We start from the raw sequence: 24,510 nt of genomic DNA on the forward strand, positions 1-24,510 counted from the left end.
ATTTGGTCTCTCTTTTCGATATTCACAAGGGGTTCGATCACGCCGGTATGTTCGTTCTGTACTTTGCGATTGTGAAAAAATCGGCTCTCTTCCAAACGCAAGAGAAGCCGATTTTTCTACACCACACACTTTCTCCATCACACCAACTTGCCGATATTACCCCACTGACTGAAGCAGTACCCGGCTAAACGCTAGACTCGCCGCACAACATGCAGCAAGTATTCTTTGCGATTGAGCGGATTGTGATCCGACCGCGGACGAGTCGGAATGGCCCCGCGAATGGGTTCGTAGTGATCGAACGTGCACTCCAGCAAGCCTTCCCCGCGAGTCAGCGCCAACAATTGCCCTTGGAGCTCGTGTATCCGCGTCGCCGGCATCTCGCCATCCAGCGCATACGCGGAACCCAATCTTGTCGGCGTTTGCGGCACGGCGCGCAACCGTGCCAGGATGGGCCAAATCCGTCCAAATGTGTCTGCTGGCATTTCGAGGTGAAACCGGTGTATCGGTTCGCAGACCATGGTATCTGCCTGTTTCAGCGCGCTCATCAACACCAGCGGCGTCAAAAGGCGGAAGTCTCTCGCTGTGCTCGCCGGAGATATATAGCCCGACAATGTCAAAGTGACGAGACAATCGGTCACCTGCCAGCCGTAGAGGCCTTGCGCGAGGGTTCTCCTCACCGTGTTTGCCATTGCTTTACGGAAATCTTCCACCGTGTTGTACAAAAAGAGCGGAATGGACTCGACTTTGATGTCGACCTGAAAGTCCACCCCCGTGTTGATGGGCGCTGGATCGATCCGCAGCCCGACTGTGGCGAGAAATGGGTTGGATTCCTTGCCGATGATCTCGACCGCTGCGCCGCTGCCCACAGGCCGTTCAATGTGGATGGTCGTCGTTTCGCGAAACTCGACGTCGATGTGGAAGTCGTTTTTCAAGGTTTCCTGGATGACCTCTTTTTGCACTTCACCATAGAGCGAGATGGATATCTCTTGCCGTGTATCGTCCTGTCGCAGGTTGATAAGCGGGTCCTGCTCAGCGAGTTGGGCGAGGGCCATGTGCAACCTGCCTTTGTCCGTAGAACGGCGAGGCACAATGACCGTTTCCAGCGTCGGCGGGGCAAAATGGCGGCGCTCTAAGCTTTTTTGCCAACTGCCGATGGCATCGCCGATCTGGACATCGCCAATTCCCCATATCTTCCCTATCTGACCTGCAGTGATGGCTGCCTGCGGTTTAGACAAGCCATTGGTGAAACCATGTATGTCGGTGATCTTGCCTTCCTTCCCCTGGCCGAATGGCAACCGCTCTCGCACGCGAATGGTCCCCGTGAACATCCGAACATAGGCGATTTTCTCACCGGTCGGACTGCGTTCAATTTTGAAAACGGTGCCCGAAACAGCGCCATCGCCGTCATCAGCGGCCGGAGGCAGCAAAGCCGCGATGCCTTTGAGCAGTGGATCGATCCCGGCGCCTGTCATCGCTGATCCGAAAAAAACGGGATGGATAAGTGCACGCTTGGTTTGCATCGCAAGCGCGTCGCGGAGTTGACCGAATGAAACAGACGTCTCATCGGCGACATAAGCGGCAAACAGCGCCTCGTCGTGGTCCGCAAGCAAATCGACAAGGCGAAGCGCAAAATCCGCATCGGTTGCGGTGTATGGTCTGTAAAACGCTTCGCGAGTCCCCAATCCGCGAACTGAACCCATTGCGATGATGTTGGGGGTCAACTTCGCCGAAATGTCCTGCAATAAGCGTTCATATTGCGCGCCGTTGCGGTCGATTTTGTTGACAAAAAGCAGTGTGGGAATGCGCAGTCGCTGCAGCGCCCGCATCAATACGCGCGTTTGCGCCTGTACGCCTTCCACGGCGGAAATCACCAACACGACGCCGTCAAGCACGTTCAACACCCGTTGCACCTCGTCGATGAAATCAGGGTGGCCGGGCGTATCAATGAGATTGACGATGCGATCATCGATGACGAAGGATGCGACCGCGGACTTGATGGTAATGCCGCGTTGACGTTCCAACGCCAAGGAATCCGTTTGGGTGTTGCCCCTATCCACGCTGCCGACTTTATCAATCACGCCGGTCGTATAGAGCAGTCGCTCAGTCAGGCTCGTCTTTCCAGCGTCTACGTGCGCCAGAATCCCCAAATTGATGACTTTCATGTATACAATTCCTCATTTCCGTATTCATATTAAGCTCCTCTCTTTCGTGTCTTCCTTGCCGCATTGCGATCACGCTCCTGTCAAGTTTGTTGTACTCATTATAGCGAATTTTTTGAGATCATTCGTGCCTGGTCATGCACTTCAATGGAGAAACGGGTTATTTGTTGATGGCGGCGCAAAATATGTCCTTGTTCGGAGTGTCACTCGATTATTTGAGGCGATGATCACACAGGTTAGCAAAATTGCATGTGATTGAGTGTCCTGAAAACAGGCGATGTTGCGCGTTCTGGCGAACTTTCCTGCAAACGACATTTCTGTGGGGAGGCGGAAAGATGGATAAACAACAGAAACTGTCCTTGGTTCCAGATGCAGCGATGGTGGTGGCCGAAATAGAAGCTGTATCACAGCAAAAAAAATCGCGTCGCAACATGGTCACAGCGCTGCTTCATACCCGGTTGGGAAAAGTGTTGGGACTGGCTTGTTTGACAGCGCTGTTCCTCGGCTGTGGAACATGGTTGTCCGGGCATGCGATGAAGTCAGCGGGCAGCGCGCATGGTCAAAGCGCGCCGAAGCCTTCTTCGTCTGGACAATCCGCTTTTGCGGCAGACGAAGAGGATAATTCAATCAAAGTGGATGTGCATGGCGATGTTGTGCATCCTGGTGTGGTGACGCTCAAGGAGAATGCGCGTGTAGGTGATGCCGTTCGCGCTGCGGGGGGATTTGTACATAAGGCTGACGCCGAAAATGTGAATATGGCGGCGATGGTTTGGGATGGCGAGGAAGTGGACGTGGGTTCGGCGGCCGGGAATGCGCAGTCCGAGAACGGATCGAACGCTGCGGATACAGGCGCTATGGTCAGTGATGGCGACGCGCCTACTGGTGGCGGGCAGCGCATCAATCTGAACAGTGCTGATGCAGAAACGTTGGAGACTTTGCCAGATGTCGGCCCAACGCGCGCGGCTGAGATTCTAGCCTACCGCAAAGCGCATGGCCCGTTTCAAACGGTTGCCGATTTGACGAATGTAAAAGGCATTGGGGACAAGACCTTGGCGAAGTGGACGGGCATTTTGTTTGTGCCGCAGGCAAATGCGGATAAGCCATGAAACGGGCCAGTGTTGTCTGCGCGTATGCGTGGCTGTGCGTCATTGTGATTGTGGTGACAACACACGCTGCTTTTGCGCGATCAGTTGCTTTAACGTGTGTCGCTTCCAGTGTCGCGCTGTTTGCAATTGGCTGCTTCATCGCTCGTTGGCGACGTCCACGTCCGGCACGACGGTCTGCTCACTTGCTGCTTTCTCTTTGTGTGACAAGCCTAGCCGTGCTCTATGGTCTGGTCTACGCGCGATATTGTCCAAATCAACCACCGATTCGGCTAGGGGTGACTACTGAAATGGAGGGGGTGGTCACCCATGTCACACAGACGACAACAGCAAGTGAAGTGCAATTGACCGTCACAGCTGTTGGCACACCGCCGCAGAAAAGTTCCATCTCCGCATTCTGGACGACGTATGGCCAAGTGTCGCTGCAACCGGGGAGCCGCGTCCAAATCGACGGGATGTTCGTCGCTTTAAGCGCGGGAGACACCGGGTTACAGCAGTGGTTGGCGCCTGAATGGGGGCTGCGTGGACAGTTGCTGTCCTCTACGCCGCCAAAAGCCGACGCTGCCAGCTTGTACATGGCCAATGCGATGGAGGCGACGGCGCCTGGCGGTCGCCTTGCAGATGCGGATCTGGCGCTGTCGATGGTGATAGGACGGGCAGTGCAACTGTCCGACAGTGTGAAAAATATGTTTTTGGCAGCGGGCGTGACACATCTCTTGGCAGCCAGCGGCGCGAATGTCGTATTGTTTTGTCGCGCATTGAGCTTGTTGTGGGCCGCGACTGTACGTTTGGCAGGCATTCGCTCTTGGCATCTTGAGCATGTGTACCTGTTGTGTGGTGTATGGGTGTTTGTCGGGTTATGCGATGGCGCCACACCACTTGTCCGGGCGGCCATCATGATGACTTATGTCTTGTTGGGCCGCATGTTTCATCGACGCACCACTTCGTTTACCTGCCTGAGCGTTTCCTGTTTTGTATTTGCGCTGTGGCAACCGTATGCGCTGACGAGCATCAGCGGCATATTGTCCATCATGGCGACATTTGCTGTCGGTGATGCGGCACGCCTGTGCCGCCCGGCGCGAGGCGAGACACATCAAGAGACAACAACCGTACAATTGAACAGCAGATGGTCTGTATGCAAGAAGTACGCGCTGCAATGGGGAATGAAACTTTGGCAGCATTTTTTTGAGTTGTTTTTGACAAGTGTCATCGTGGATGTGTATATGATCCCGCTCGTCTGGTGGTGGTTTCAGCAATGGACGCCTTACGGAGTCATCGCGACGGTGGTTGCCGAACCATTGTTGGTGATTCTATTGCCTTTGACGCTCGGCTGGGGGGTGCTGGCGATGGCGACGGTGATGCTGTCCATTCCTTGGTTCACTTCCTTCACAACCATGCTGGCAGATACAGATGTCTATCTTGTCCACAAATTGACGCAAATCCTTGCTCCGATTGCTGCAGCGCCAGATAGTCTCACAACACTACCTACGTTGCCGCTGGGGTTTCTACTGTTGTATTACGCCGGTGTGGTAGGTGGACAGCGGTGGAAAAAGATTAAGATTGCATTCTTTCACATGCACAAATTTTTTTATTCGAGAAATGTTGCGACATCGGCTCGTGTAAAATCAGGTTGAATGTGCTATGATTTAAAACTGGAAAGCGTTTAGCTGCTGTTCTACATATTCTTGCTGATCACAGCGGCTAGCTGTACGTATGGAATCATAAAAATATGGTATGCAGAACTGGAGAGGACGAGCAATGAGCAAAATTGTGATTGTCGGCGCCGGTTACGCAGGCGTGATGGCCGCAGCCCATCTCGATAGGGCTGGTATTCCTTTCACAGTGGTAAACAACCACGATTACCACTACTTCACGACACTGTTGCACGAAGCAGCAGGCGGTCGTGGACCTGCAGAGAACTATCAAGTGCCAATCAAAGAAGTTTTACGCAAAGACACATCTGAACTCGTGATTGACGAAATCACAGGGGTGGATCGTGAAAAGAAAGTCGTCAAAGGCAAAGCTGGCGAGTATGCGTATGATTACCTGATTTACAGCCTTGGTTGGATTTCGGAATACTTTGGGATTAAAGGCCTGAAGGAAAACAGCATGAGCATCACCAACCTGGACAGCGCCGTACAAATTCGCCAACACATTGAAAATGAATTTAAAGCTTACACTCAAGATCATGACCCACGTCACTTGCGCATTGCACTTGGCGGCGCTGGTTTGACAGGTATTGAGTTGATGGGTGAACTCGTCGACTACATTCCTACACTCTGTGCTTCTTTGGGCATTTCGTACAATGATGTCGACATGCAGTGCATTGAGGCAATGCCAACCATTCTGCCAATGGTCGCAGAGCATCTTCGTCCTTACGTGTTCGAGACACTGACGAAAAAAGGCGCAAGATTGCGCACAGGCACGAAAATCATGGAAGTTACGCCTGGTGTCGTCCATTTGGATGGCGGCGAAAAAGTGGAGGCCGGTACCATCGTCTGGACGGGTGGCGTTCGCGCAAATCCGTTGTTGGCCGATTCTGGCTTCACCGTCGACCGTCGCGGCAAGGCTAAGGTGAACAGCTTCTTGCAATCAACGGACGATGACCACATTTTTATCGCTGGTGACAGCGCTTGGGCAGAAGATGAGAATGGCAAGCCATACCCACCGACAGCTCAGGTTGCTGAACAGATGGGCGCTTGTGTAGCGCACAACTTGGCAGCATTGCTGGCTGGCAAACCGATGAAGAACTTCAAGGCGAGCCTCAAGGGTACGCTTTGCTCACTCGGTGCTGAAGTTGGTGTAGGCGATGCCTTCGGTATTCCTATCAAAGGTGCTACTGCTGGCTTGATGAAGGAAGGCAGCAAAATCAAATATCTGTGGGAACTCGGCGGCGTTCGTCTCGCCGGAGACCGCGGGAAAAATGTAATGCAACTTTAATTCTTTGCTCAAATCAAGACGTCTCTTTCGACCAGAAGCGGTATACTGGTCGGGGAGGCGTCTTTTTTGGATTTCACATCAGCGAGTCAACAAATCACAGGTGGGCAGATTGCGCCTGTTTATCTTTTGCACGGACAGGAAACTTCATTTATGGCGCAACTGATTGCGCAGTTGGTGACCGCGACGCAAGCAGAGACTGCGGTGCGGTATGATTTTGAGGAAGATGGTGTCGAGCAAGCGCTGCTTGAATTGCAAAGTGTTTCATTTTTTCTGCAACAGCCGCTTGTGGTCATCAACAATTGCACAGTGTTTCTGAGTCAGGGAAAGAACAGCGCGCAGGGCGAAGCTTTGGAATCTTACCTTCAGAATCCGGTTTCGAACCGCGTTTTGGTACTGACTGTACAAGCGGATAAATTGGACGAGCGCAAAAAAATCACAAAGGCGGCAAAGCGACACCTTGTCGTATCGTGCCAGACGCCAAAGGAAGCTGCAGCCCTCAAAATGCTGCAAGCATATGCAACCGAACAAGCGATTCAGATTCAGGGAAATGCGCTTGCAGAGTTGTGGCGGCGAACAGGGACGGTGACTTTGGCGCGCAATGAACTACATAAAGTGGGCTTGTACGCAGGCGGTAAAGCCGTGACAGAGGCAGATGTGCGCATGCTTGTGACACAAACCTTGGAGGAGACTGTATTTGATTGGGTCGATCACGTCATTAAAGGGCAACTTGTCACAGCAACCGAGCACTTGGTGGATATAGAACGACAAGGGTATGATCCGCTTGCGCTGCTTGCCATGCTCGCGCGGCAATTGCGGCTGATGTGGTATGCCAAGGCCTTACAGCAAAAAGGAATGCGGCTTGATGATATCGCCAAAGAAGTCAAAGCCCATCCGTTTGCGCTGCGGGTCGCCGACAGGCAGTCGAAGAAGATCCCTTTGGCCGCGCTAGAGCGGACCATTACGCAAGCGGCGGACATCGAGTTGGACGTCAAGCGCGGACGTCGAGATCCCCAGCATGCCATCGAATTGTTCATGTTACAGTGTGCAAAAAATGTTGCGGGTGTGTGAGCGGCATTTTGCAAAACGTTGGAATCCATCCGCTTGAGGAGTACCAGGCCATCAGCACGGGTACAGTAAGACAACAGGAGGTGCTTCTGTATGTCGGAATCAGAAAAAGAGACAGTGCCTGGCAAAGCGGTGCATACCATTGGCCCAAATGGTCAGTTGCGGCTGGTGGAGTACAAGGAGCCGGAAACGGAAGTAACATCGGCAAAGGAAGCCGCGGACAAGATTCATGTCAGATACAACGAACACGGCGACAATGGGGATATGACAACGCGCGATGCCGGGCGGATCGGCGGCCAAATTGGTGGGCCGATGGTGCGGAAAATGGTTTATTTGGCCAAGCAGGAACTGGCGAAGCAACATGTGGACGATTTGATTGAAGGGCAACAAAATAAACGACCCTGACAGCCGAGTGGCTGCGAAGGGTCGTTTTAGGTATGCATCTTCTTACGCGTTGCTTGCCAAAGCGTTGTACTTCTTTGTCAAACGCGACTTTTTGCGTGCAGCAGTGTTCTTATGCAGAATTCCTTTGGTGACCGCTTTATCCAATGCGCGAGTTGCTGTTTGAAGCGCGTCGCGAGCCTGTTCAACGTCTTGTTGAGTCAGTGATGCTTCGTACTTCTTGAGGGTTGTACGAAGAGCGGATTTCATCGACGTATTCCGCAGTGTTTGGCGCTGTGCAATACGTACACGTTTTTCTGCTGATTTGATGTTCGGCATGAATGGTTCACCTCCAGTTGCACAAACCGGCATCCATTACAGACGAAAGAGATTTTACCACATCGGGCGCTTCGCCGCAACAAAAGTGAGTTAGAACGGGAGGTAAAATCGCGTGAATCGAATCAAAGTACATGGGCATACCCGCTGGATGAAGTTGCATGAGCGCCATCAGTCGCTTTCTCACTACAGTCCACGCACAGATCTGGCGATGGAAGTACATGAATTGGCCCGCGAGCAAGGGCGCAGTATCAATGGCGTGGATGAATCTCATGAAGAATTTGACGGCTTTGCGGTCACACGTGTAAAAGTGCGGACGAAAGTCGCTGAACGGCGCTTGGGGAAGCGCAAAGGGAATTACATTACGCTCGAAATACCAGGTTTGCGTCGGCGGGATCCAGATTTGCAGGAACGAGTGACCGAAGCGTTCGCCGACGAATTCAATCGGCTCATCAAATTGCCTGAAGACGCGTCCATTCTCGTCATTGGATTGGGGAATGAACATGTGACCGCAGACGCATTGGGGCCGATGGTGGTGACGAAATTGTTTGTCACCAGGCATTTGTTTCAATACATGCCAGACGTGCTCGGGGATGGCAAGGGCTATCGCTCCATTGCAGCCGTATCGCCAGGCGTGTTGGGGCTGACCGGCATTGAAACCAGCGAGATCGTCCGCGGGATTGTGGACAAGGTCAAACCGGACGCGGTCATTGCCATTGACGCATTGGCGTCGAGATCGCTCACGCGGGTCAATGCGACCATTCAGCTTTCCGACAGCGGCATTCAACCAGGCGCTGGCGTCGGCAACCATCGCGCGGCGCTGGACGTGGAATCGCTTGGTGTACCGGTCATTGCCATTGGCGTGCCGACGGTGGTAGAAGCTGCGACCATCGCCAACGACGCGATTGAATTGGTCTTGCATCAGTTGCGGGAGCAAGTGCCAGGCAATGGGGCTTCGGCCTTGTTTGATCAGCTATCGTCAGCCGAAAAATGGCATCTGATTCGCGAGGTGTTGGATCCGATGGAAAACAACTTGGTGGTCACGCCGAAAGAAGTGGACGATTTCATGGACGATGTGGCCTACGTGGTCGCCAAAGGGCTGAATGTGGCATTGCATCCGGTGATGACGATGGATGACGCCGATATGGTCACGCATTGACGATGAAAAGGCAAAAGGAGCCCCTTTGGCTCCTTTTTGCTGTCTAAAATGATGGCGAGTGTCAGACCGTGAAATTTCGCTGGAGTTGCAATCTACGGCAGCAACAGAATTCTCCCACTCGATCTCCGCTGTTCAACAGCTTTGTGCGCTTTGGCTGCATCTGCCAATGCGTATGTGTGATCGATTCGGATAGACAGCTTTCCTTCCTTGAGCCAGGTTGCAAATTGTTGTAGGTAAGTCGGATATTCATGGGTGTAGGGTAAACCATTCGTCCGTGTGATAAACAGGGAACCTTTTTCTTGGAGTCGCATCAAATCGAACGGCGGCACATAGCCGCTGGATTGGCCGTAGATGACGAGGTAGCCGCCAGGCGTCAAGCTGTCGAGATTGGCTTCAAATGTGTCTTTGCCCACGCCGTCATAAACCACATGGACCCCTTTCCCCTCGGTGATGCGCTGTACTTCTTTGGCGATATCCGCTTGTTGGGAGAGAATCACTTCATCAGCGCCCATCGCTTTGACCATGTCGGCTTTCTCTGCGCTGGAGGTCACGCCAATCACTCGACCGCCACGCAGTTTGGCTATCTGACAAATCAAATGTCCCAGCCCGCCTGCTGCCGCTTGAACCAGACACCAGTCGCCTTGTTTAACCGGGTACGTGTGATGTGTGAACGCGTAAGCGAGAAAACCTTGATTCAGGCCTGCCGCCGCTTCTTCAAGGGAGATGCCGTCTGGCACAGGGATGAGATGTGCAGCTGGGACGACCGCATGAGTCGCATATGAACTGCCAAAGAAGGCGACTCGGCTTCCGGTATGCACACGGGGATTTGCCGTATCAGGGCCGAACGATTCGACAGTGCCAATGCCTTGGCTGCCGATGATGGTGGGCAAAGTCATTTTCAGACCAGCCTTTTGCTGATAGAACGCTTGCTTGACGAGATCGCCGCGGCGATGCTGAATATCGAGAAAATTGACGGATGCCGCTTCCACGCGCACCAGTGCTTGGCCAGAGCCAGGCGTCGGGATAGACAATGTCTCCAACTGCATGACTTCAGGGGTTCCATATGCGTGAATACGGACGGCTTGCATGTGCATTGAGATCGCCTCATTTTGGATTGTTTCTTGGAAACAATCATAAGGTGCGATTGTGTTTCTGTCAATATTGTTTCTTGGAAACATTGTGGGCGGCATCTCCTTCGTTGTCGCGGATTGTTTGCTATACTTGTAAAAAAGGTGGCGAATGTCGGCGACACGCGGCAATATCAAATCATCAGGTGATGACGCTATGACAGATGGGAAAAATACGACGGACAATGACGAAAATACACAGGATACGATCCCGCTTGCTGCAGAGATCATCAGCCTGTTCACGGAGATCGGGAAACGGTACCAACAGGAAGATGATGACGAAAAAGCCTGGCTGATCAAACATTGCGCCAATCCACTATTAGCGCAGATATTAGAGGATACGACCGTGCTGATGTTGCATGTGCTCGATGCCATCGGGCGACTGGAACCGGTCAATGGGATTACCATTTCCAAACAGTTTGGCTTTCCAAAAGGCAGCGTCTCGAAAGTTACACGGCGGTTGGTCGCCCAAAAATTGATTCGGACTGAGACATTGCCGAACAATAAAAAAGAGATTCTCTTCCGTATGACGCCGCTTGGCGAAGAATTGTTTCAACTCCACCAGGCTTTACATGAGGAGATTGAAAAAGGGGTTTTCGGCTTTTTGCAAAGATATAGCTCGGATGAATTGCACTTTCTGATTCGGGTGCTGAAGGATGGGTTAAGCACTTCGTGGGTCAATCTGAAGGATTAGAGTGAAAGCGTGCTTTCACTTTTTAGTTGGAGTTGCATCGGGCAGTCTTGCTGCTCAAGGTTTGATACAAAGTGACATTTGTCAGCCAAAAGCCCCGTTGCCAAAGTGGCGGCGGGGCTTTTGGCTTCACTTAAGGCGCGTATATGGCCTGTGGTCGAATCAATGTGTCACAGGCGTACTGCTCCAGAATATGCGCGGTCCAGCCGACGATGCGACTGCTGGCAAAGGTGGCTGTGTACAGTGCGCGGGGGATGTCAAGTGTGCGCAGGACGCAGGCTGCCCAGTATTCGACATTGGCGTACAAGCGTCGCCCTGGTTTCAAAGCGGCGAGCAAGGCCTGTGCTTTTGCTTCGACGGTGAGTGCTAATGCCAGACTCGCTTCTCCGGCCAAGGCGTCGATGGCAATTTGTTTGAGCACATGCGCGCGCGGATCCACGGTCCGGTAGACGCGGTGGCCAAACCCCATGATGCGCGCTCCTTTGGCAAGCTGGTCGTGCAGCCACGTCTCTGCGCGCGCTGGTGTTTGAATCGCATCAAACATGTCCATGACCTTGCTGGGCGCCCCACCGTGCAGCGGTCCAGTCATCGTCATCAGGGAAGCAGCTAGGGCGCGGGGCATGCTGGCGCGCGTCGAGGCTGCGACACGTCCGGCAAACGTCGAGGCGTTCAAACTGTGCTCCATCGTCAGAATCAAGTAGGCTTCGAGCGCCGCCACGGCCTCTGGCAAGGGTTCTTTGCCGCCGTGCAGCATGTACAGGAAATTGGCGGCCTGACCCAAGTCTACTCTGGGCGCCACGCGAACGCGGCCCTGTTGATTGGCGTGATGGCGCAACAAAAGTACCGGAAAAGCGGCCGCCATCCGGATGGCAGTTTCCACCGTGTTGGCGGCATCGTCACTCGACGCCGCGAGCAAGCCAATGGTCGCCGCATCCATCGGGTGCAAAGCGTGTGGCAAGTGATCCATCATGTCCATCACGTCCGCATTCAACTGGCGACCAGCCTGGAACGCCGCCAAGGTCGCTTGACGTTCTGATTCTGTTGGCAAATTCCCTGTCCATAACAAGTGCGCCACATCTTCATAGGACGTGTTCCCCACCAAATTGGCAATTGCCGTGCCGCGATAGGATAGAAGCCCGTGTTCGCCGTCAATGTCCGAAATCGCGGTTTTTGCTGCAACAACATCCTGTAATCCGTTGACCCAGGCCATTTTTCCTCATCCTTTCGAAAACAAGCCAATCTTCTGCAATGCGATAGCTGGCAACAGGGAAAATGTCGACCGATTGCAGCCCTGCAGATGGCACCCAAGTTTCCATCTATGTGTTCAGGATTAGTGTAATCAAGGTCATCGAAAATGTATAATGATTAAATGTAATCAAATCAATTACATAACGTGATGATTCATAAGGGGGTGTCACGGTGGAAATCGCATGGTTGCGGACATTTCTCGTCGCTGCCGAGGAAGGCAATTATCATCGCGCAGCTGAGCGACTACACATCGCTCAGCCCACTGTTTCATTGCACATTCGCAAGTTAGAGGAAGCCTGGGGGGTAAAATTGTTTGATCGCGTCGGTCGCCATATCGAGTTGAGCAAGGCGGGCAAACGCGCGCGCCAACACGCAAAGCGCGTATACGAGGCGTATGTCGCCGGACAGGAAGATCTGGCGCGCTGGCAGCAATCCTATACGGAAACGTTGACGGTGGCCGCATCGCCGATTGTCGCGATGACCTATTTGGCGCGCTGGATGGACATCATGCAACAAGCGTATCCACATTTGCAGATTGCGCTGTTGGTGGCTGATTCGGCAGAAGTTTGCAGCCTGGTGGAGACGGGCGAGGCGGATATCGGGTTCTCGCGGGAGGAGCCCATTTCGCGCCGTTTGCGCAGTGAAGTGCTGTACGAGGACCCAATTCGCCTAGTCGCGCCAGCGGGCATGTTCGATCACGATGGACCAGCCCAACACATCGATGAGGTCATTTTGCGCTATCCCATCATCACGCACAATCATCCTGTATTCTGGGATGATTTCGTCGTGCAACTGCGCATGCTGTATCCAACCTTGCGGACGATGCGGGTCAGCCGCGCCCATGTCAGCCTGCATTTTGTCGAGCAAGGACTGGCGGCGTCATTTCTGCCTGCTTCGATGATACGGCAATCGCTGATATTGGGGCGGATCGTCGAAGTGGATGTGCCATCGCTTTCGTTGCCTGTGGGACATACGTATGTGGTGACCAGGGAGCGCCAAGGAACAACGGCCACGTTTGTGGCCTGTGTGGAGCAGTATATGACGGGGCGCCGGTGATAGGGGCGCCCCAACCGGTACGCTGCTACACGAAATTCACGAACACCGCCGATATATGGCGATATGGCCGTCTGTTTTCAGATATTCGTTGTACCAAATGTCCTCAATGCGCAATACCTGCCATGGATCTTCAATGCCTTGCCCGTGTTTTTGGAATACAAGTCCGTCATCCACGACAAATGCTGCATGTCCTGCTTCACCTTCGCCAGTGCACCAAACCAACACGTCTGCTGGCTGCATTGATTGCAAATCAGCCGTGGTCTGGCATTCGGTGTATTTTGTGTAGCCTTGTGCGCTGAGCAGGCGGAAAAACGGCGCTTGATGCAGCCAGTGGCGAATTAGGGTCTGGCTTTGTTCGAGATCTTGGCCGATACCAGCGACAACTGCAGCGATGGCGGCTGCGAAGCAGTTTGGGCCACTTTCACCGGCAAATGTGCTCGCGTAAACATCAAGCAGCGCGTAGGGGACACTTGCATGTTTGCGGGAAAAGTTCCGGATGCCACGTGGATCATCTTTGTTCCACTCCTTGAGCCACTTTAACACCCACTGTTGGCGTGTTTCCTCGCTGAACAACTGCCAGTCGTCCGTCGTAAGCAGATAGTAGCGTTGGTTTTCCACGGTGACGATATGGCGCACAGGCGGCGCAAACGCTTCAATCCAACGCTCATCATAGACATGGCCGCGCTTTAACGCTACCTGTTGCCTAAACAGCTGCAGTCTTTGTTCGTCGCTGATTCTGTCCAGTTGGCGCTGTTGCAATAGAACCACGTATGCATCCTCTGGTATCTTCCAAGTCATATAGAGCGTCCTATACATAAGGCCAAAGCCCGGGAAGCTCGCATGCAGTTCCTCCCGGTTGTATACGGGTATGCCCAGCTTGAGAAATGTCTCCATCAGCTCAGCGTCGCGAAAGTAATACACATCGTTTTCGGGAACGAAATGTGCTGTGCATTTGGTCAACTCAAGGTCGGAAATTGTACAGTCCAAAACTTGGTGCATATGGATTCCTCGTTTTCGAAAATGGATGTGAATATAGGTAAGCGCTATCTTGTGTCTCATTCATTATACACAATCATCCAGTTTCTCTCATATAGAATGAGATTGTCGCATAACCGCACTCACTTACCCACGGTTTATATGGTAAATTTTTATTTGAGATGAGTTGAGCTGAGATGAGTCATCGCTATCGCGTCCCACCAAACCGTACCGAGCGCATCACGTGAACTGCCAGCCAAATCGGGCAGTGCGGATGGTTGTGGGTTGAAAGTACGGATGATTCAGACGAGCAGAGGAGAGATGAGTGTAATGACCGAAGAACCGAAAGCTGTGTATGAGCAAATTGGCGTGGCCATGACGTGCAGATCCTTTCAGGAATATGTCGACATGTTCCAATTGACGTCGGCAATGCTGGCGCACGGCCCGATTTTGGATGTGGCTGCTGGTGCGGCTTCTTTTTGCGCGGAAGCACAGCAAAAAGGGCTGCAGACAACCGCAGTGGATCCATTGTATACGCTTTTGCCGGAGACCATCCAGGCACATGGAGAGCGGGAGACGAAAGCAGCGACAGAGAAGTTGGTCAAATTGGCGGATGTGTACGATTGGGACTATTACGGCAGTCCAGCGGCCCATGAAGAAAATCGCCTGCGCTCTTTGGAATTTTTCGTGGCAGATTACCAAAAAGATCAGCAGCATCAACGCTATGTTCGCGGAGAACTGCCGAGTCTTCCTTTTGCGGACAACGCGTTTTCCTTGGTTTTGTGCAGCCACTTTTTGTTCCTGTATCACGATCAATTTGATTTGCCATTTCACTTGAACGCCGTTCGGGAACTGATTCGTGTCTGCAAACCAGGTGGCCAAATCCGGATTTATCCGTTGGCGACGTTTGCGCGGGAGCGCTATCCGGAACTGAACCAACTGCTAGACACACTCAAAACAGAAGGTGTTGACGTCGAGCTAATGCCGACGAGCTTTCGTTTCTTGAGGGGCGCGACACATGTGCTTCGCATCACTAAATGATAGAAAAGCAGTTGTTTGCGGAAGATATAGTTGTGAACTGAAAAATATAAATGTGAACCAGAAAATAAAATTGTAAACTGGATTCAGTCGTCTTGGTCTTGTGGCCAAGGCGATTCGCTTTTCTTTTGGCGCATAAAGATACGACATTCCTGTAAAATGGGTATTGAACAAACGTGCAGCATAGTACAAGAACGAATCCGTCGGAAGCAGCAACGATATACACAACATTGGAGATGGCATATTGCGATTTTTAAACCGGGACCAAATCAAAGAATCATTGCCGTCGGCTACAGCACGTGATGAACGCATTCCAATCCGTGGACCATTAAAGTTAATTAAAGTGGCTGTATGGATATCGGGTGTATTGGGTGCTCTAGGTCTTGTCAGTGAAATCCTAAGGTGGATTGTAGGAGCATCTGCGACCACGCAACCACTGCTTGTAAGCGTCTGGTCGGTTTTAAGAGCAGTGTTGAATATTACGTTGTTAATCCTATTCATGAAGAGAAAACGAGCATTCCGACCACTGGCGATTGTCTACCTTGCAGCCGCTTTCCTTTACAGCATATATTTCGCGTTCTCTATTCACAGTCCAGTGCTATCGTTTTACGCCGACTTTGTCTACGCATTTTTGTACATCATAAGTGCAGTTTATCTTGCTCGGTCGCAGCTGGCAAAGGATACATTTGTTCGGTAATTGCGTTTACGGGCAAGCTAGCGAAGCGTAAAGTGTATGATTACACATGGGGAAATCTTCTCATTGTTCAGTTAACAGACAGAGATACGCAATTAGGACATGGGTGTTCTGACTGGATTTCATCATGAAAATGACATTTACTATCACAACTTAACAGGCGTACACCTGGACTACAGAGGGCGTGGACTTGCGCTCGCAGTCAATATCAAGGCCATCGACTATGTCACAAAACGCGGTGGCACACGTGTACGCACCGATAACGATTCCACCAACGCACGAATGTTGGCGGTGAATCAACGAATAGGATTTAAGTCAAGGCCCGGAGTCTTTCGTCTAGTGAAGGCACTATAAGAAAGCACATTGGTACGAACAGTAAGGATTCAAGCGTGGACCAACAGGTCGAGATGGGACTGAGGGAGGGAGCACCGTGATCAAAGTCATGTTAGTGGATAAGCCAGGGGCAATGGTGTACGAATAGCATCTTGAGCATACTGGAGCAAGAACGACAGAAGATGTCAGAAATCACGTTTCATAAATATTCAATATCGGTTGAATGATCGATATGGGCAAGTTTGCGATATAAGATAGGCTGCCAATATGAGGAGTTACTTTGGTAAAATAGATAAACAATGGAGGTGACTAACAAGCTGCGGAAATCATTATTTTACATTATAGGTAGTTTGCTGATTTGTTCTTTTGCTGTGAATTTAGTGCAATTACGACGCACACAGTCTAACGATAATAATACCTTAGATGCGGTTATGGTTAATTTCGCTGCGCCTATTGATACCGCCACGGAAGGCTTTAAGTTGAAAACTCCTCTAGAAACACGTATGGGTAAAATTTCGCTTGTTTCTCAATCCGTAGGTGCGTTGCGTTCAGGTATCACAACACTAGATGGAATGGGTATCCCTCACCAATATTCATATGACATACTTATGACGAATCAGTCGGCAATTGGTGCATTGGAGGGTGGTTACCCACCAATGGTCAAAAAGGAACTGGTTCAATGGCTGAACACTGAAGGCACTCTCTTGCGTAAGTACGAACTGCAGCGAAAGCTACCCAACGTGACCCTTCTGCGGCAAACATTCAAAGCCATTTACAATGCAATACCGTTGTCCAAAAGTAGTCTCTAGGAGATTTGTTGATTCGCTTGTGGCACATAAGGGGGCATAAATTCAAGAACTGTGTTGTCTGGTATGTGCATAAACATGCGTCCGTTTCCCATAGTTCTTGTTGGGATCGGGCAGATTAGCTGAATAGTGATTCATCTCGCTTTTAAGATATATCGTCGATAAATGAATCACCGCTTGCTAAGATTTGTGTGATAAATTGAGATGACAGAAACTCGAGAAAATTGCACGATTTAAGGGGCGACTACATGAAATTTGAAACCAGCAGACAGGCGTTTTTAGAACTATTACTCAGTGTCTCGTCGGCAGTAGCTTCTAGAACAACCATTCATGCCCTGACAGCGGTGCTAATCGAGGCTCGCGATGAATCGTAACAGCATACGATTTAGAAGTTGGTATCGTGAACCGCCTTCGATCAGCAGATGATGTGAACATTGATGTGGCTCAAGAGGGCAGCGCGTTGCTTCCTGCTAAAAAGCTAATAGATATCATACGTAAGTTAGTTAGCTCGGCAATAGACATTGAAGTTGCACCTGACAACACTGGAACCATCCGTTCAGGTGAGTTCGAATGTACCCTCTTTGGAATAGAGACGGATCTATTTCCACAATTACCGATGGTGTCGGGTATCCCTGACGTGAGAATCCCCGCGAACCTATTGAGTGATTGCATCAGAAGCACGGCATTTGCTGCATCTAAATCAGAGTCGCGCCCAATTCTGACCGGTGTTCACGTGCATCTTGACCGTGACGAAGCATCGTTTTCTGCAACGGATTCTCTACGCCTTGCAACGAAAAACATCAGGTTAGAAACCGGATTGACCTCGTTGGTTAACGTAATCGTTCCTGCGAAGTCCCTCATTGAGCTAGAGCGGATTTTGCCTGATTTGAAAGATGAAGTATCCTTAACCGTCACTTCAAGCCATTGTTTGTTCACAGCTGGCTCCTTAAGGTTCTACACAAGAATTATTGAAGGTACGTTTGTCGAAATTGATCGCCTTATTCCGAAGAAGATCCACATCACACAAATCGTGGTGAACACACGTCAAATCGTTTCTGCTATTGATCGAGCGATGGTCATCGCGCCGCGAAACCACGAGATACAATTCGAGATAAGCAAAGAAAAGGCATACATTAAAACGAAGTCACCCGAGTATGGAAATCTAACGGATGTTATACCAACAAAATCAATTGACGGAGACCTCATGGTCATCGCGTTGTATGCTAAAAATGCTCTTGAGGCATTGCAGACCTTTAAATCGGAAGAGGCAATTGTAAGATTTACTGGGGCTAATCAGCCGATTGTATTCCTTCCCAACGATGACCCGACGCTTTGCCAGGTGATGAATCTCCAATGGTATTCAGATAAGTGCGCTACTGAACTGGAAAGTAGGCTTCCATGTCGTTTCCAAAGATTAATGAGTCTAAGTTCGTTGATAGTTCATAATGGACGCCACCGGATCCGTTCGCACACTTGTGGAATACTTCGGTGGGGAGCACGCTCGTGATGGCCGCATGATCGGCATCGCGCCAGCTGATCACGGAAAATAAAGTTGTATCCCGAAAAGTAAAGTCGTGTATTAGAAAATAGAGCTGTATACTGACCCCAAGTACTATCAGGCAATACCTCGGCTGCATTGCTGGCCATTGCTTTACCTGAAGCGCGAATAATTATGCATCAACGGCAACGTAGGTCTCTTGCGGTAACGGGCAGGAATATGCAATATCGACTCTATCGGAGTAACTGAAAATTGGCTCAAGACAGAGTCATATAAGGCGTAATGAGGTCGAAACGCTTTCCGTGAAATCAGACAAGGGGGCTGGTAAGGGTGTCTTGGTTTAAAGAATGTCTGAGTGAGGTTGAACTGGTTTGAACATATAGTTCCTCGACAGTTGTCAAGCAATTGGCAGTTGGTGTCATGTCATCATCAGCCTCCCCATGTGCGTGCTACACCTGCACAGGATTCCTGGAATGAGCCTATCGTGTAAAAGCGCCCTCTAAGCAGAACTGCTCCAAGGATTCCAATTCCCTTGTCTACCTAGAGGGCTGCGGCTCATTAAATTGACTTGTCAATAAGCCTGCTTTTACTTAAGAATTGTAACCGTCCCAAAGCCCGTCGTAACCACTCGGGAAATAATGGTACCAAAAAGCCGATTTGTTGGTTTCATTCAAGGCAACACCGAAAGCAGACCCGTTGGACAAATTGCTGACAAAGTAGACGGCTCCAGCTTTATGCCCGACGATCTTGGTGCTGGTGATGGATACATTCTTCGGCAAGAGCTTTGATATATCGTGTGCGGCGGTGGGTATTAGCCACGGATAGGTCAAGTTGGTAATCGATGTCTCTCCGCCCCCGGCACTGAGTTCCAAATCGATGAATTCGCCAGTCACGGAATTTATGGTGCATGAGTAGCCGTCTATTGGTTTGTCTTCATTTGGCGGATAGAATGTAACAACCCATTGGGCGGAATTAGGAGTCGGAAGCGCCATAAACTCGGTCTTTGCAGTATAGCCTTTCAAGTCCAAACCATACGCTTGTTCAACATAAGGCGCAGCATAGGCAGCCGCTTGCTGTGCTGACATGTCTTTTGCGCCAGGCGTGTTGCTCGCAGTCCATTCACTGTACTGTTGCTGTAATTGTTGCTGAGTGGCCGTGATGCCCTTCGCGCTATCCTCAAGTTTAAATTTGGCCAGAAGCATAGCTGAAGGCTGGCTCGGTAGGTGTTTGGACTCGTCAACGACCGTGTATCCCCCTGAACTCTGGGGCAGATTGGACATCTGAGGGCTGGGCAAAGTCTGAACCTGTTTTGTGGCGATATGCGCAGTCGTTGCTGCATAGGCGGTGGCATTCTGACCGAGCGCGATCGCCATCGTAGATCCGCTCCCGACAATGACCGCGGCGGCTGCGCCAAACACCCAGGCCTTACCGACTGCTTTTTTGAACTTGGACATGTTTCCTACACCTCGCTGTTGTGTGATTGAACTACGAGCAAATCATATATCCGCGGAGGTTATGAAGTTATCAGGAGGTTGTAAAGGAGTTGTAAAAACGATCTGTACCGTGGTTTCCTTCCCAAGTTGCGAGTGGATTCTCAACTGCGCATGATGTAAATTCGCAATCTCACGGCATAGTGACAATCCCAAGCCAACACCGCCGGAGCTGCGCGATCGCGCCTTATCCACGCGATAGAATGGCTCAAAGATGAGAGAAAGCTGCTCTTTATCCATTCCGCAGCCAAAATCCCGAACTTCCAGTATCGGTGCGGAATCGAAGTAAGCGGATAGTGTAATCATTGAATTGGGCCTTGATGCCTTTGCTGCATTATCAATTAGGTTGATGAGCAGGGATTGCAGGAGAATGGAGTCCCCTGTTAGCCGATTTTCCAATGCGCAACGAGCTTCTAACTTGATGTGCTTTTCCCTTAGTTTTGGCGCTGTCAAAGACTCAACTTGACTGAGTAGTTCCGAAGGCTGGATTTCTTGGAGATCCAGTTTGCTGTTTCTGATTAAAGCCAAGTCAAGAATTTTATGAACCAGGTCTTGCATTCTGTCAGTCGCACTGAAGATGTATCCCGCCGCTTTGGCGCGATTCTGTTCATTTGTATGTGCACTTAGGAGGTATTCCGCGTGTCCACGAATAGCGGTCAACGGCGTCCGCAGTTCATGGGCCAGGTTGTCAATGAGGCCCTGCTTCTCCTGAACGTTTCTATCCAACTCGTCAATCTTTTCCTGAATGCTCACCGCCATCAGATTGAAGTTTTCGGCTAGGTCATGAAATTCGTCTTTGCCAGATATCCTGATTCGCTCACCATAAACCCCACCGGCGATCTTGCGGGTTGCTTTTTGCATAAGTCGTATCGGATGCGTAAGTTTCCGCAGGATCAACAGCAGTGTAAGTGCCAAAAGTGTTTCAATGACGGCACTCACGAAAATCAGATAGCGAGTGAGTCTGGCATGGCTGTTATACAAATCGGAGAGGTTGCTGACATAAGCTAAAGTGTAATTTCCATTTAGTCCGCTTATTGGGCCAACAATGCACAGATAGTGAGTTCCACTTCTCGCGAATATTCTCATTGTGTATCCGGACTTTGGCAATTTGGTAGCATTCAAGCTGGCTTTCACCGCCGCAGGGACATTGGAAAAAAGCAACTTGCTTGATTGTGTAAGCTCCAGGTACACGTTTTGTTTTGTATAGTAGGCCGCAAATGTGCTCATCAGGCTGTCTACAGAAGAAACTGTCGGAATACCCTGTTGGCGATAGTTTAGGCTGCTCATAGACTCGAACATGCCATTCGAGATAAATTGATATTCCCCAATAGCCCGCTCTCTTTCCTGTTGCGCGTTTAGAGAAAAGCTGTATTTAGAAGTCAGGTATAAACAAATGTTGATGGACACGACGAACAAAACTAAGATTGCCAAGAAGGATTTTTGCCAAAATTTCAATCGTCCACCTCCAGGCGATATCCTAATTTATATACCGTTTTGATCCTGTTGTTCCAACGCAGCTTCTGGCGAAGCTTCTGGATGTGTACATCCACGGTCCTTGTCTCTCCTAAATAGTCGTAATCCCACGCTATTTTGAGTAACTTTTCACGAGAGAGGGCGACGTTTTTGTTTTGAATCAGGACTTCCAACAATTCATATTCTCGAAGGGTAAGCTCAATCTCGCACCCTTCAACGGTGACGGTTCTGCTTTCTAAGTTGACAACCGTACCGTCAACGGAAAAAATACCGGGCGATCGGTGCGTACGTCGAAGAACGGCTTGAATACGGGCAAGTAATTCTACTGTTTCGAAGGGCTTTACGATATAATCGTCAGCACCCAGATTAAGCCCCTTGACCCTATCTGACAGGTTACCCCTTGCCGTGAGAAAGATGACCGGGGATTCTTCGGGAACGAATTGCATGAGGGAATACCCATCTATTTCAGGCAGCATGATATCCATGATGACAAGATCGTACGTATTTTGCTGTAAGAGATCGAGCGCTTCGTTGCCGTCATACGCTTGATTGCTAGTATGGCCAACTAATGAAAGATTCATCGCAATCAGGTCATTTATCGATTTTTCATCCTCAACTACAAGAATGTAGGCCACTAAATCACCCCCATCTCAATTTACTATAAAGCGCGGACGAGCATTGTAAGAGAGTTGTAAAAATCAGTCGGCTATCAATTTGCGAACGTGGGTAACAGCGTTCTTCTGTTCGTGAAGACTTATGAGACTCCGTAAAATTTAGTGAGGAATTTGAGCATACAACTTTATTTTCTGTGATCAGCAGTCTCTAGAAAACCTGAGGCTGCTTACTTTGCTTACAAATCATTAGCAAGTATAGATAATGTAATAATATCACAAGCATTTCACTTCTTTAAAAAACAAATCAGTCGTCTTACACTGATAACGAGGCACAAAATATGCCCACTGGGCGAGCGAAGGAGGGTGGCGAATGGCGAAAGTGGTCATCACCGGTGGAAGCGGGCTACTTGGCCCATGGGTGCTGCGCGAATTTGTCGATCACGGCTATGAAGTCGTCAACGTCGACACAAAGCACCCGGCGAAACCGATTTGCCGCACCATCATCGCTGATCTAAATCACCTTCGCGAGGTGTACGGGGTGTTGGAGGGGGCCGATGCAGTCGTTCATTTGGCGGCCATTCCTGCAGCGTATCTGCGCCCGAACGAGGTGACGTTTGCGAACAACGTCTTGTCTACATACCACATCCTTGAGGCGGCAACGGCACTAGGGATTCGCAAGGCGGTCATCACTTCCAGCGAATCTTCCTATGGCATTGTGTTTGCGGTACAGCCGATAGCGCCACAGTACGTGCCTATCGATGAAGCGCATCCGCAGTTGCCGCAGGACAGCTATGGACTCTCGAAGATTGTCAATGAAGAGACAGCCGAGATGTTTCATCGCAAGACGGGGATACAAGTGGTGTCAATGCGCCTTGGCAATGTGATTGCGCCTTCTATGTATCAAAACTTCCCGAATTTTGTGCACGATGCAAAAGCGCGAGAACGCATTCTCTGGAGCTACATCGACACGCGGGATGCGGCGGCGGCTTACCGCCTTGCTGTGGAACGGGAAGGGCTGGGTTGCGTCGCGCTCAACATTGCGGCGGATGACACGAGCATGGATATCAAGAGCCGCGATTTGATGGTGGCCAGTTATCCACATGTCACGGACTATCGTGCGCCGCTTGATGGCTATGAGACGCTGTTTTCCAATGAGAAAGCCAAGCGATTGTTGGGGTGGCAACCCGTTCACCGTTGGCGAGATTACGTTGATTTAGAGAAAGCACATCCATCTTCTTAAGGAGGCGTAAATAGAATGAAACATACCAATTTAGGACGCTCTGGGTTGAAAGTCAGCCGCCTGTGCTTGGGCACGATGAATTTCGGTCCCGAAACCGAGGAGAAAGAATCCTATCGCATCATGGATGCGGCGTTGGATGCAGGCATCAACTTCTTTGACACCGCCAATGTGTATGGCGGTCGGGATCGTCGTGGTTGGACAGAGGAAATCATCGGTCGTTGGTTTGCTCAAGGTGGCGGACGGCGCGAAAAGGTCGTATTGGCGACGAAGGTATATGGCGAAGGCATGGATGCAAATGACGGGCCGAACGGTGTGGCGGGCTTGTCCGGCTTTAAGATTCGGCGTCATGCGGAAGCGTCATTGAAGCGTTTGCAGACAGACCATATCGAACTCTATCAAATGCACCACGTCGACTTGAGCGTCAGTTGGGACGAGTTGTGGGAAGCGTTTGAAGGTTTGGTTCAACAAGGTAAAGTCTATTATGTCGGCGCTAGCAATTTCGCGGGTTGGCATTTGTTGAATGCACAGGCAAAGGCGCAAGCGCGCAATTTCTTCGGCCTGATTTCCGAACAACACAAGTACAACTTGCTCTGCCGCTTGCCGGAGTTGGAAGTTCTTCCGGCTGCGCAACATCTGGGGATTGGCATCATTCCTTGGAGCCCGTTGGCAGGTGGGCTGCTCAGCGGCAATGCGCTACAGGCGGCTGCAGATACGCGGACAGGTCGGCAAAAAGGGGAAATTGAAAAGCGGCGCGGCCAGTTGGAGGCATTTGAAAAGCTTTGTAAAGAGCTTGGCGAATCTGGCGGTGTTGTCGCCTTGGCTTGGCTGTTGGCCAACCCGGCTGTCACGGCGCCCATCATCGGGCCGCGCACGATGGATCAGTTGGACAGCGCGCTGCGGGCTGTCGAGCTGGAACTGACAGACGACGTATTGGCGCAACTCGACGAAATCTTTCCTGGACCAGGGGGCCCGGCGCCAAAGGCGTACGCTTGGTAAGGTAGAGCGGGATGGTCTGCGAGACGGTTTTGTAAAACAGGCATGAAAATCAACAGGGTTGCCACCCAGCAGTGTTCACTGCTGGGTA

The 24,510-nt window shown here is 50.8% G+C and carries 22 protein-coding genes; 14 read left to right on the forward strand and 8 right to left on the reverse strand.

Annotated features, from left to right (window positions below; genetic code table 11):
• Positions 1-191: 191 nt before the first annotated feature.
• The gene (locus ACFSB2_RS24210; protein ID WP_377945683.1) at positions 192-2,162 is read right to left on the reverse strand and encodes a GTP-binding protein; all 1,971 of its coding nucleotides are present in this window, start codon (positions 2,160-2,162) and stop codon (positions 192-194) included.
• 332 nt (positions 2,163-2,494) lie between these two features.
• On the opposite strand from ACFSB2_RS24210, the gene ACFSB2_RS24215 reads away from it, so the two are divergent.
• From ACFSB2_RS24215 to ACFSB2_RS24235, 5 genes are all read left to right on the forward strand, one after another.
• Positions 2,495-3,265 (forward strand): ComEA family DNA-binding protein, encoded by a 771-nt coding sequence (locus tag ACFSB2_RS24215; RefSeq protein WP_377945684.1) that lies wholly within the window; start codon positions 2,495-2,497, stop codon positions 3,263-3,265.
• A complete protein-coding gene (locus ACFSB2_RS24220; protein ID WP_377945686.1) occupies positions 3,262-4,896 on the forward strand; it encodes a ComEC/Rec2 family competence protein in 1,635 nt (544 codons plus the stop codon). Before ACFSB2_RS24215 ends, ACFSB2_RS24220 begins: the two co-directional genes overlap by 4 nt.
• Positions 4,897-5,020: 124 nt before the next feature.
• Positions 5,021-6,202: an NAD(P)/FAD-dependent oxidoreductase gene (locus tag ACFSB2_RS24225; protein WP_377945687.1), complete on the forward strand. Its 1,182-nt coding sequence runs from the start codon at positions 5,021-5,023 to the stop codon at positions 6,200-6,202.
• 66 nt (positions 6,203-6,268) lie between these two features.
• Positions 6,269-7,270 (forward strand): DNA polymerase III subunit delta, encoded by a 1,002-nt coding sequence (gene holA, locus ACFSB2_RS24230; protein WP_377945688.1) that lies wholly within the window; start codon positions 6,269-6,271, stop codon positions 7,268-7,270.
• Positions 7,271-7,360: 90 nt separating this feature from the next.
• Entirely contained in the window at positions 7,361-7,672 is a 312-nt protein-coding gene (locus ACFSB2_RS24235) for a small, acid-soluble spore protein, alpha/beta type (protein ID WP_377945689.1), read from the forward strand.
• 42 nt (positions 7,673-7,714) lie between these two features.
• On the opposite strand, the gene rpsT is transcribed toward ACFSB2_RS24235, so the two are convergent.
• Complete coding sequence (rpsT, locus tag ACFSB2_RS24240) at positions 7,715-7,987, reverse strand: 30S ribosomal protein S20 (protein ID WP_377945690.1); 273 nt, start codon at positions 7,985-7,987, stop codon at positions 7,715-7,717.
• A 148-nt stretch (positions 7,988-8,135) separates the two neighbouring features.
• Here rpsT and gpr point away from each other — a divergent pair, with 148 nt between their 5' ends.
• The gene (gene gpr / locus ACFSB2_RS24245) at positions 8,136-9,143 is read left to right on the forward strand and encodes a GPR endopeptidase (RefSeq protein ID WP_377946004.1); all 1,008 of its coding nucleotides are present in this window, start codon (positions 8,136-8,138) and stop codon (positions 9,141-9,143) included.
• 92 nt (positions 9,144-9,235) lie between these two features.
• Here gpr and ACFSB2_RS24250 read toward each other — a convergent pair whose 3' ends face one another.
• Positions 9,236-10,237, reverse strand: coding sequence for a quinone oxidoreductase family protein (locus ACFSB2_RS24250; RefSeq protein ID WP_377945691.1), 1,002 nt, complete (start codon positions 10,235-10,237; stop codon positions 9,236-9,238).
• A 190-nt stretch (positions 10,238-10,427) separates the two neighbouring features.
• Here ACFSB2_RS24250 and ACFSB2_RS24255 point away from each other — a divergent pair, with 190 nt between their 5' ends.
• Positions 10,428-10,964: a MarR family transcriptional regulator gene (locus ACFSB2_RS24255; RefSeq protein WP_377945692.1), complete on the forward strand. Its 537-nt coding sequence runs from the start codon at positions 10,428-10,430 to the stop codon at positions 10,962-10,964.
• 130 nt (positions 10,965-11,094) lie between these two features.
• On the opposite strand, the gene ACFSB2_RS24260 is transcribed toward ACFSB2_RS24255, so the two are convergent.
• Complete coding sequence (locus ACFSB2_RS24260; RefSeq protein WP_377945693.1) at positions 11,095-12,171, reverse strand: citrate/2-methylcitrate synthase; 1,077 nt, start codon at positions 12,169-12,171, stop codon at positions 11,095-11,097.
• Positions 12,172-12,380: 209 nt separating this feature from the next.
• Here ACFSB2_RS24260 and ACFSB2_RS24265 point away from each other — a divergent pair, with 209 nt between their 5' ends.
• The gene (locus ACFSB2_RS24265; protein ID WP_377945694.1) at positions 12,381-13,265 is read left to right on the forward strand and encodes a LysR family transcriptional regulator; all 885 of its coding nucleotides are present in this window, start codon (positions 12,381-12,383) and stop codon (positions 13,263-13,265) included.
• Positions 13,266-13,301: 36 nt separating this feature from the next.
• On the opposite strand, the gene ACFSB2_RS24270 is transcribed toward ACFSB2_RS24265, so the two are convergent.
• The gene (locus ACFSB2_RS24270) at positions 13,302-14,264 is read right to left on the reverse strand and encodes a hypothetical protein (RefSeq protein WP_377945695.1); all 963 of its coding nucleotides are present in this window, start codon (positions 14,262-14,264) and stop codon (positions 13,302-13,304) included.
• A 306-nt stretch (positions 14,265-14,570) separates the two neighbouring features.
• Here ACFSB2_RS24270 and ACFSB2_RS24275 point away from each other — a divergent pair, with 306 nt between their 5' ends.
• From ACFSB2_RS24275 to dnaN, 4 genes are all read left to right on the forward strand, one after another.
• Complete coding sequence (locus ACFSB2_RS24275) at positions 14,571-15,281, forward strand: class I SAM-dependent methyltransferase (RefSeq protein WP_377945696.1); 711 nt, start codon at positions 14,571-14,573, stop codon at positions 15,279-15,281.
• A 241-nt stretch (positions 15,282-15,522) separates the two neighbouring features.
• A complete protein-coding gene (locus tag ACFSB2_RS24280) occupies positions 15,523-15,975 on the forward strand; it encodes a hypothetical protein (protein ID WP_377945697.1) in 453 nt (150 codons plus the stop codon).
• 635 nt (positions 15,976-16,610) lie between these two features.
• Positions 16,611-17,114 (forward strand): hypothetical protein, encoded by a 504-nt coding sequence (locus ACFSB2_RS24285; protein ID WP_377945698.1) that lies wholly within the window; start codon positions 16,611-16,613, stop codon positions 17,112-17,114.
• Between the two features lie 364 nt (positions 17,115-17,478).
• Positions 17,479-18,618 (forward strand): DNA polymerase III subunit beta, encoded by a 1,140-nt coding sequence (gene dnaN, locus ACFSB2_RS24290; RefSeq protein ID WP_377946006.1) that lies wholly within the window; start codon positions 17,479-17,481, stop codon positions 18,616-18,618.
• Between the two features lie 581 nt (positions 18,619-19,199).
• Here the strand turns inward: dnaN and ACFSB2_RS24295 are convergent.
• From ACFSB2_RS24295 to ACFSB2_RS24305, 3 genes are read right to left on the reverse strand one after another with little or no spacing between them, the layout of a single operon-like run.
• Complete coding sequence (locus tag ACFSB2_RS24295) at positions 19,200-20,063, reverse strand: hypothetical protein (protein WP_377945699.1); 864 nt, start codon at positions 20,061-20,063, stop codon at positions 19,200-19,202.
• A 42-nt stretch (positions 20,064-20,105) separates the two neighbouring features.
• On the reverse strand, positions 20,106-21,554 hold the full coding sequence (locus tag ACFSB2_RS24300) for a sensor histidine kinase (RefSeq protein ID WP_377945700.1): 1,449 nt from the start codon (positions 21,552-21,554) through the stop codon (positions 20,106-20,108).
• The gene (locus ACFSB2_RS24305; protein ID WP_377945701.1) at positions 21,551-22,207 is read right to left on the reverse strand and encodes a response regulator transcription factor; all 657 of its coding nucleotides are present in this window, start codon (positions 22,205-22,207) and stop codon (positions 21,551-21,553) included. Before ACFSB2_RS24305 ends, ACFSB2_RS24300 begins: the two co-directional genes overlap by 4 nt.
• Positions 22,208-22,556: 349 nt before the next feature.
• Here ACFSB2_RS24305 and ACFSB2_RS24310 point away from each other — a divergent pair, with 349 nt between their 5' ends.
• Together ACFSB2_RS24310 and ACFSB2_RS24315 are read left to right on the forward strand one after the other, a co-directional pair.
• On the forward strand, positions 22,557-23,426 hold the full coding sequence (locus tag ACFSB2_RS24310) for an NAD-dependent epimerase/dehydratase family protein (RefSeq protein WP_377945702.1): 870 nt from the start codon (positions 22,557-22,559) through the stop codon (positions 23,424-23,426).
• Between the two features lie 15 nt (positions 23,427-23,441).
• Positions 23,442-24,422, forward strand: coding sequence for an aldo/keto reductase (locus tag ACFSB2_RS24315; protein WP_377945703.1), 981 nt, complete (start codon positions 23,442-23,444; stop codon positions 24,420-24,422).
• The last annotated feature ends 88 nt before the right edge of the window (positions 24,423-24,510 follow it).

This window comes from Alicyclobacillus fodiniaquatilis (genome assembly GCF_042678105.1).
GTDB classification, from domain to species: domain Bacteria; phylum Bacillota; class Bacilli; order Alicyclobacillales; family Alicyclobacillaceae; genus Alicyclobacillus; species Alicyclobacillus fodiniaquatilis.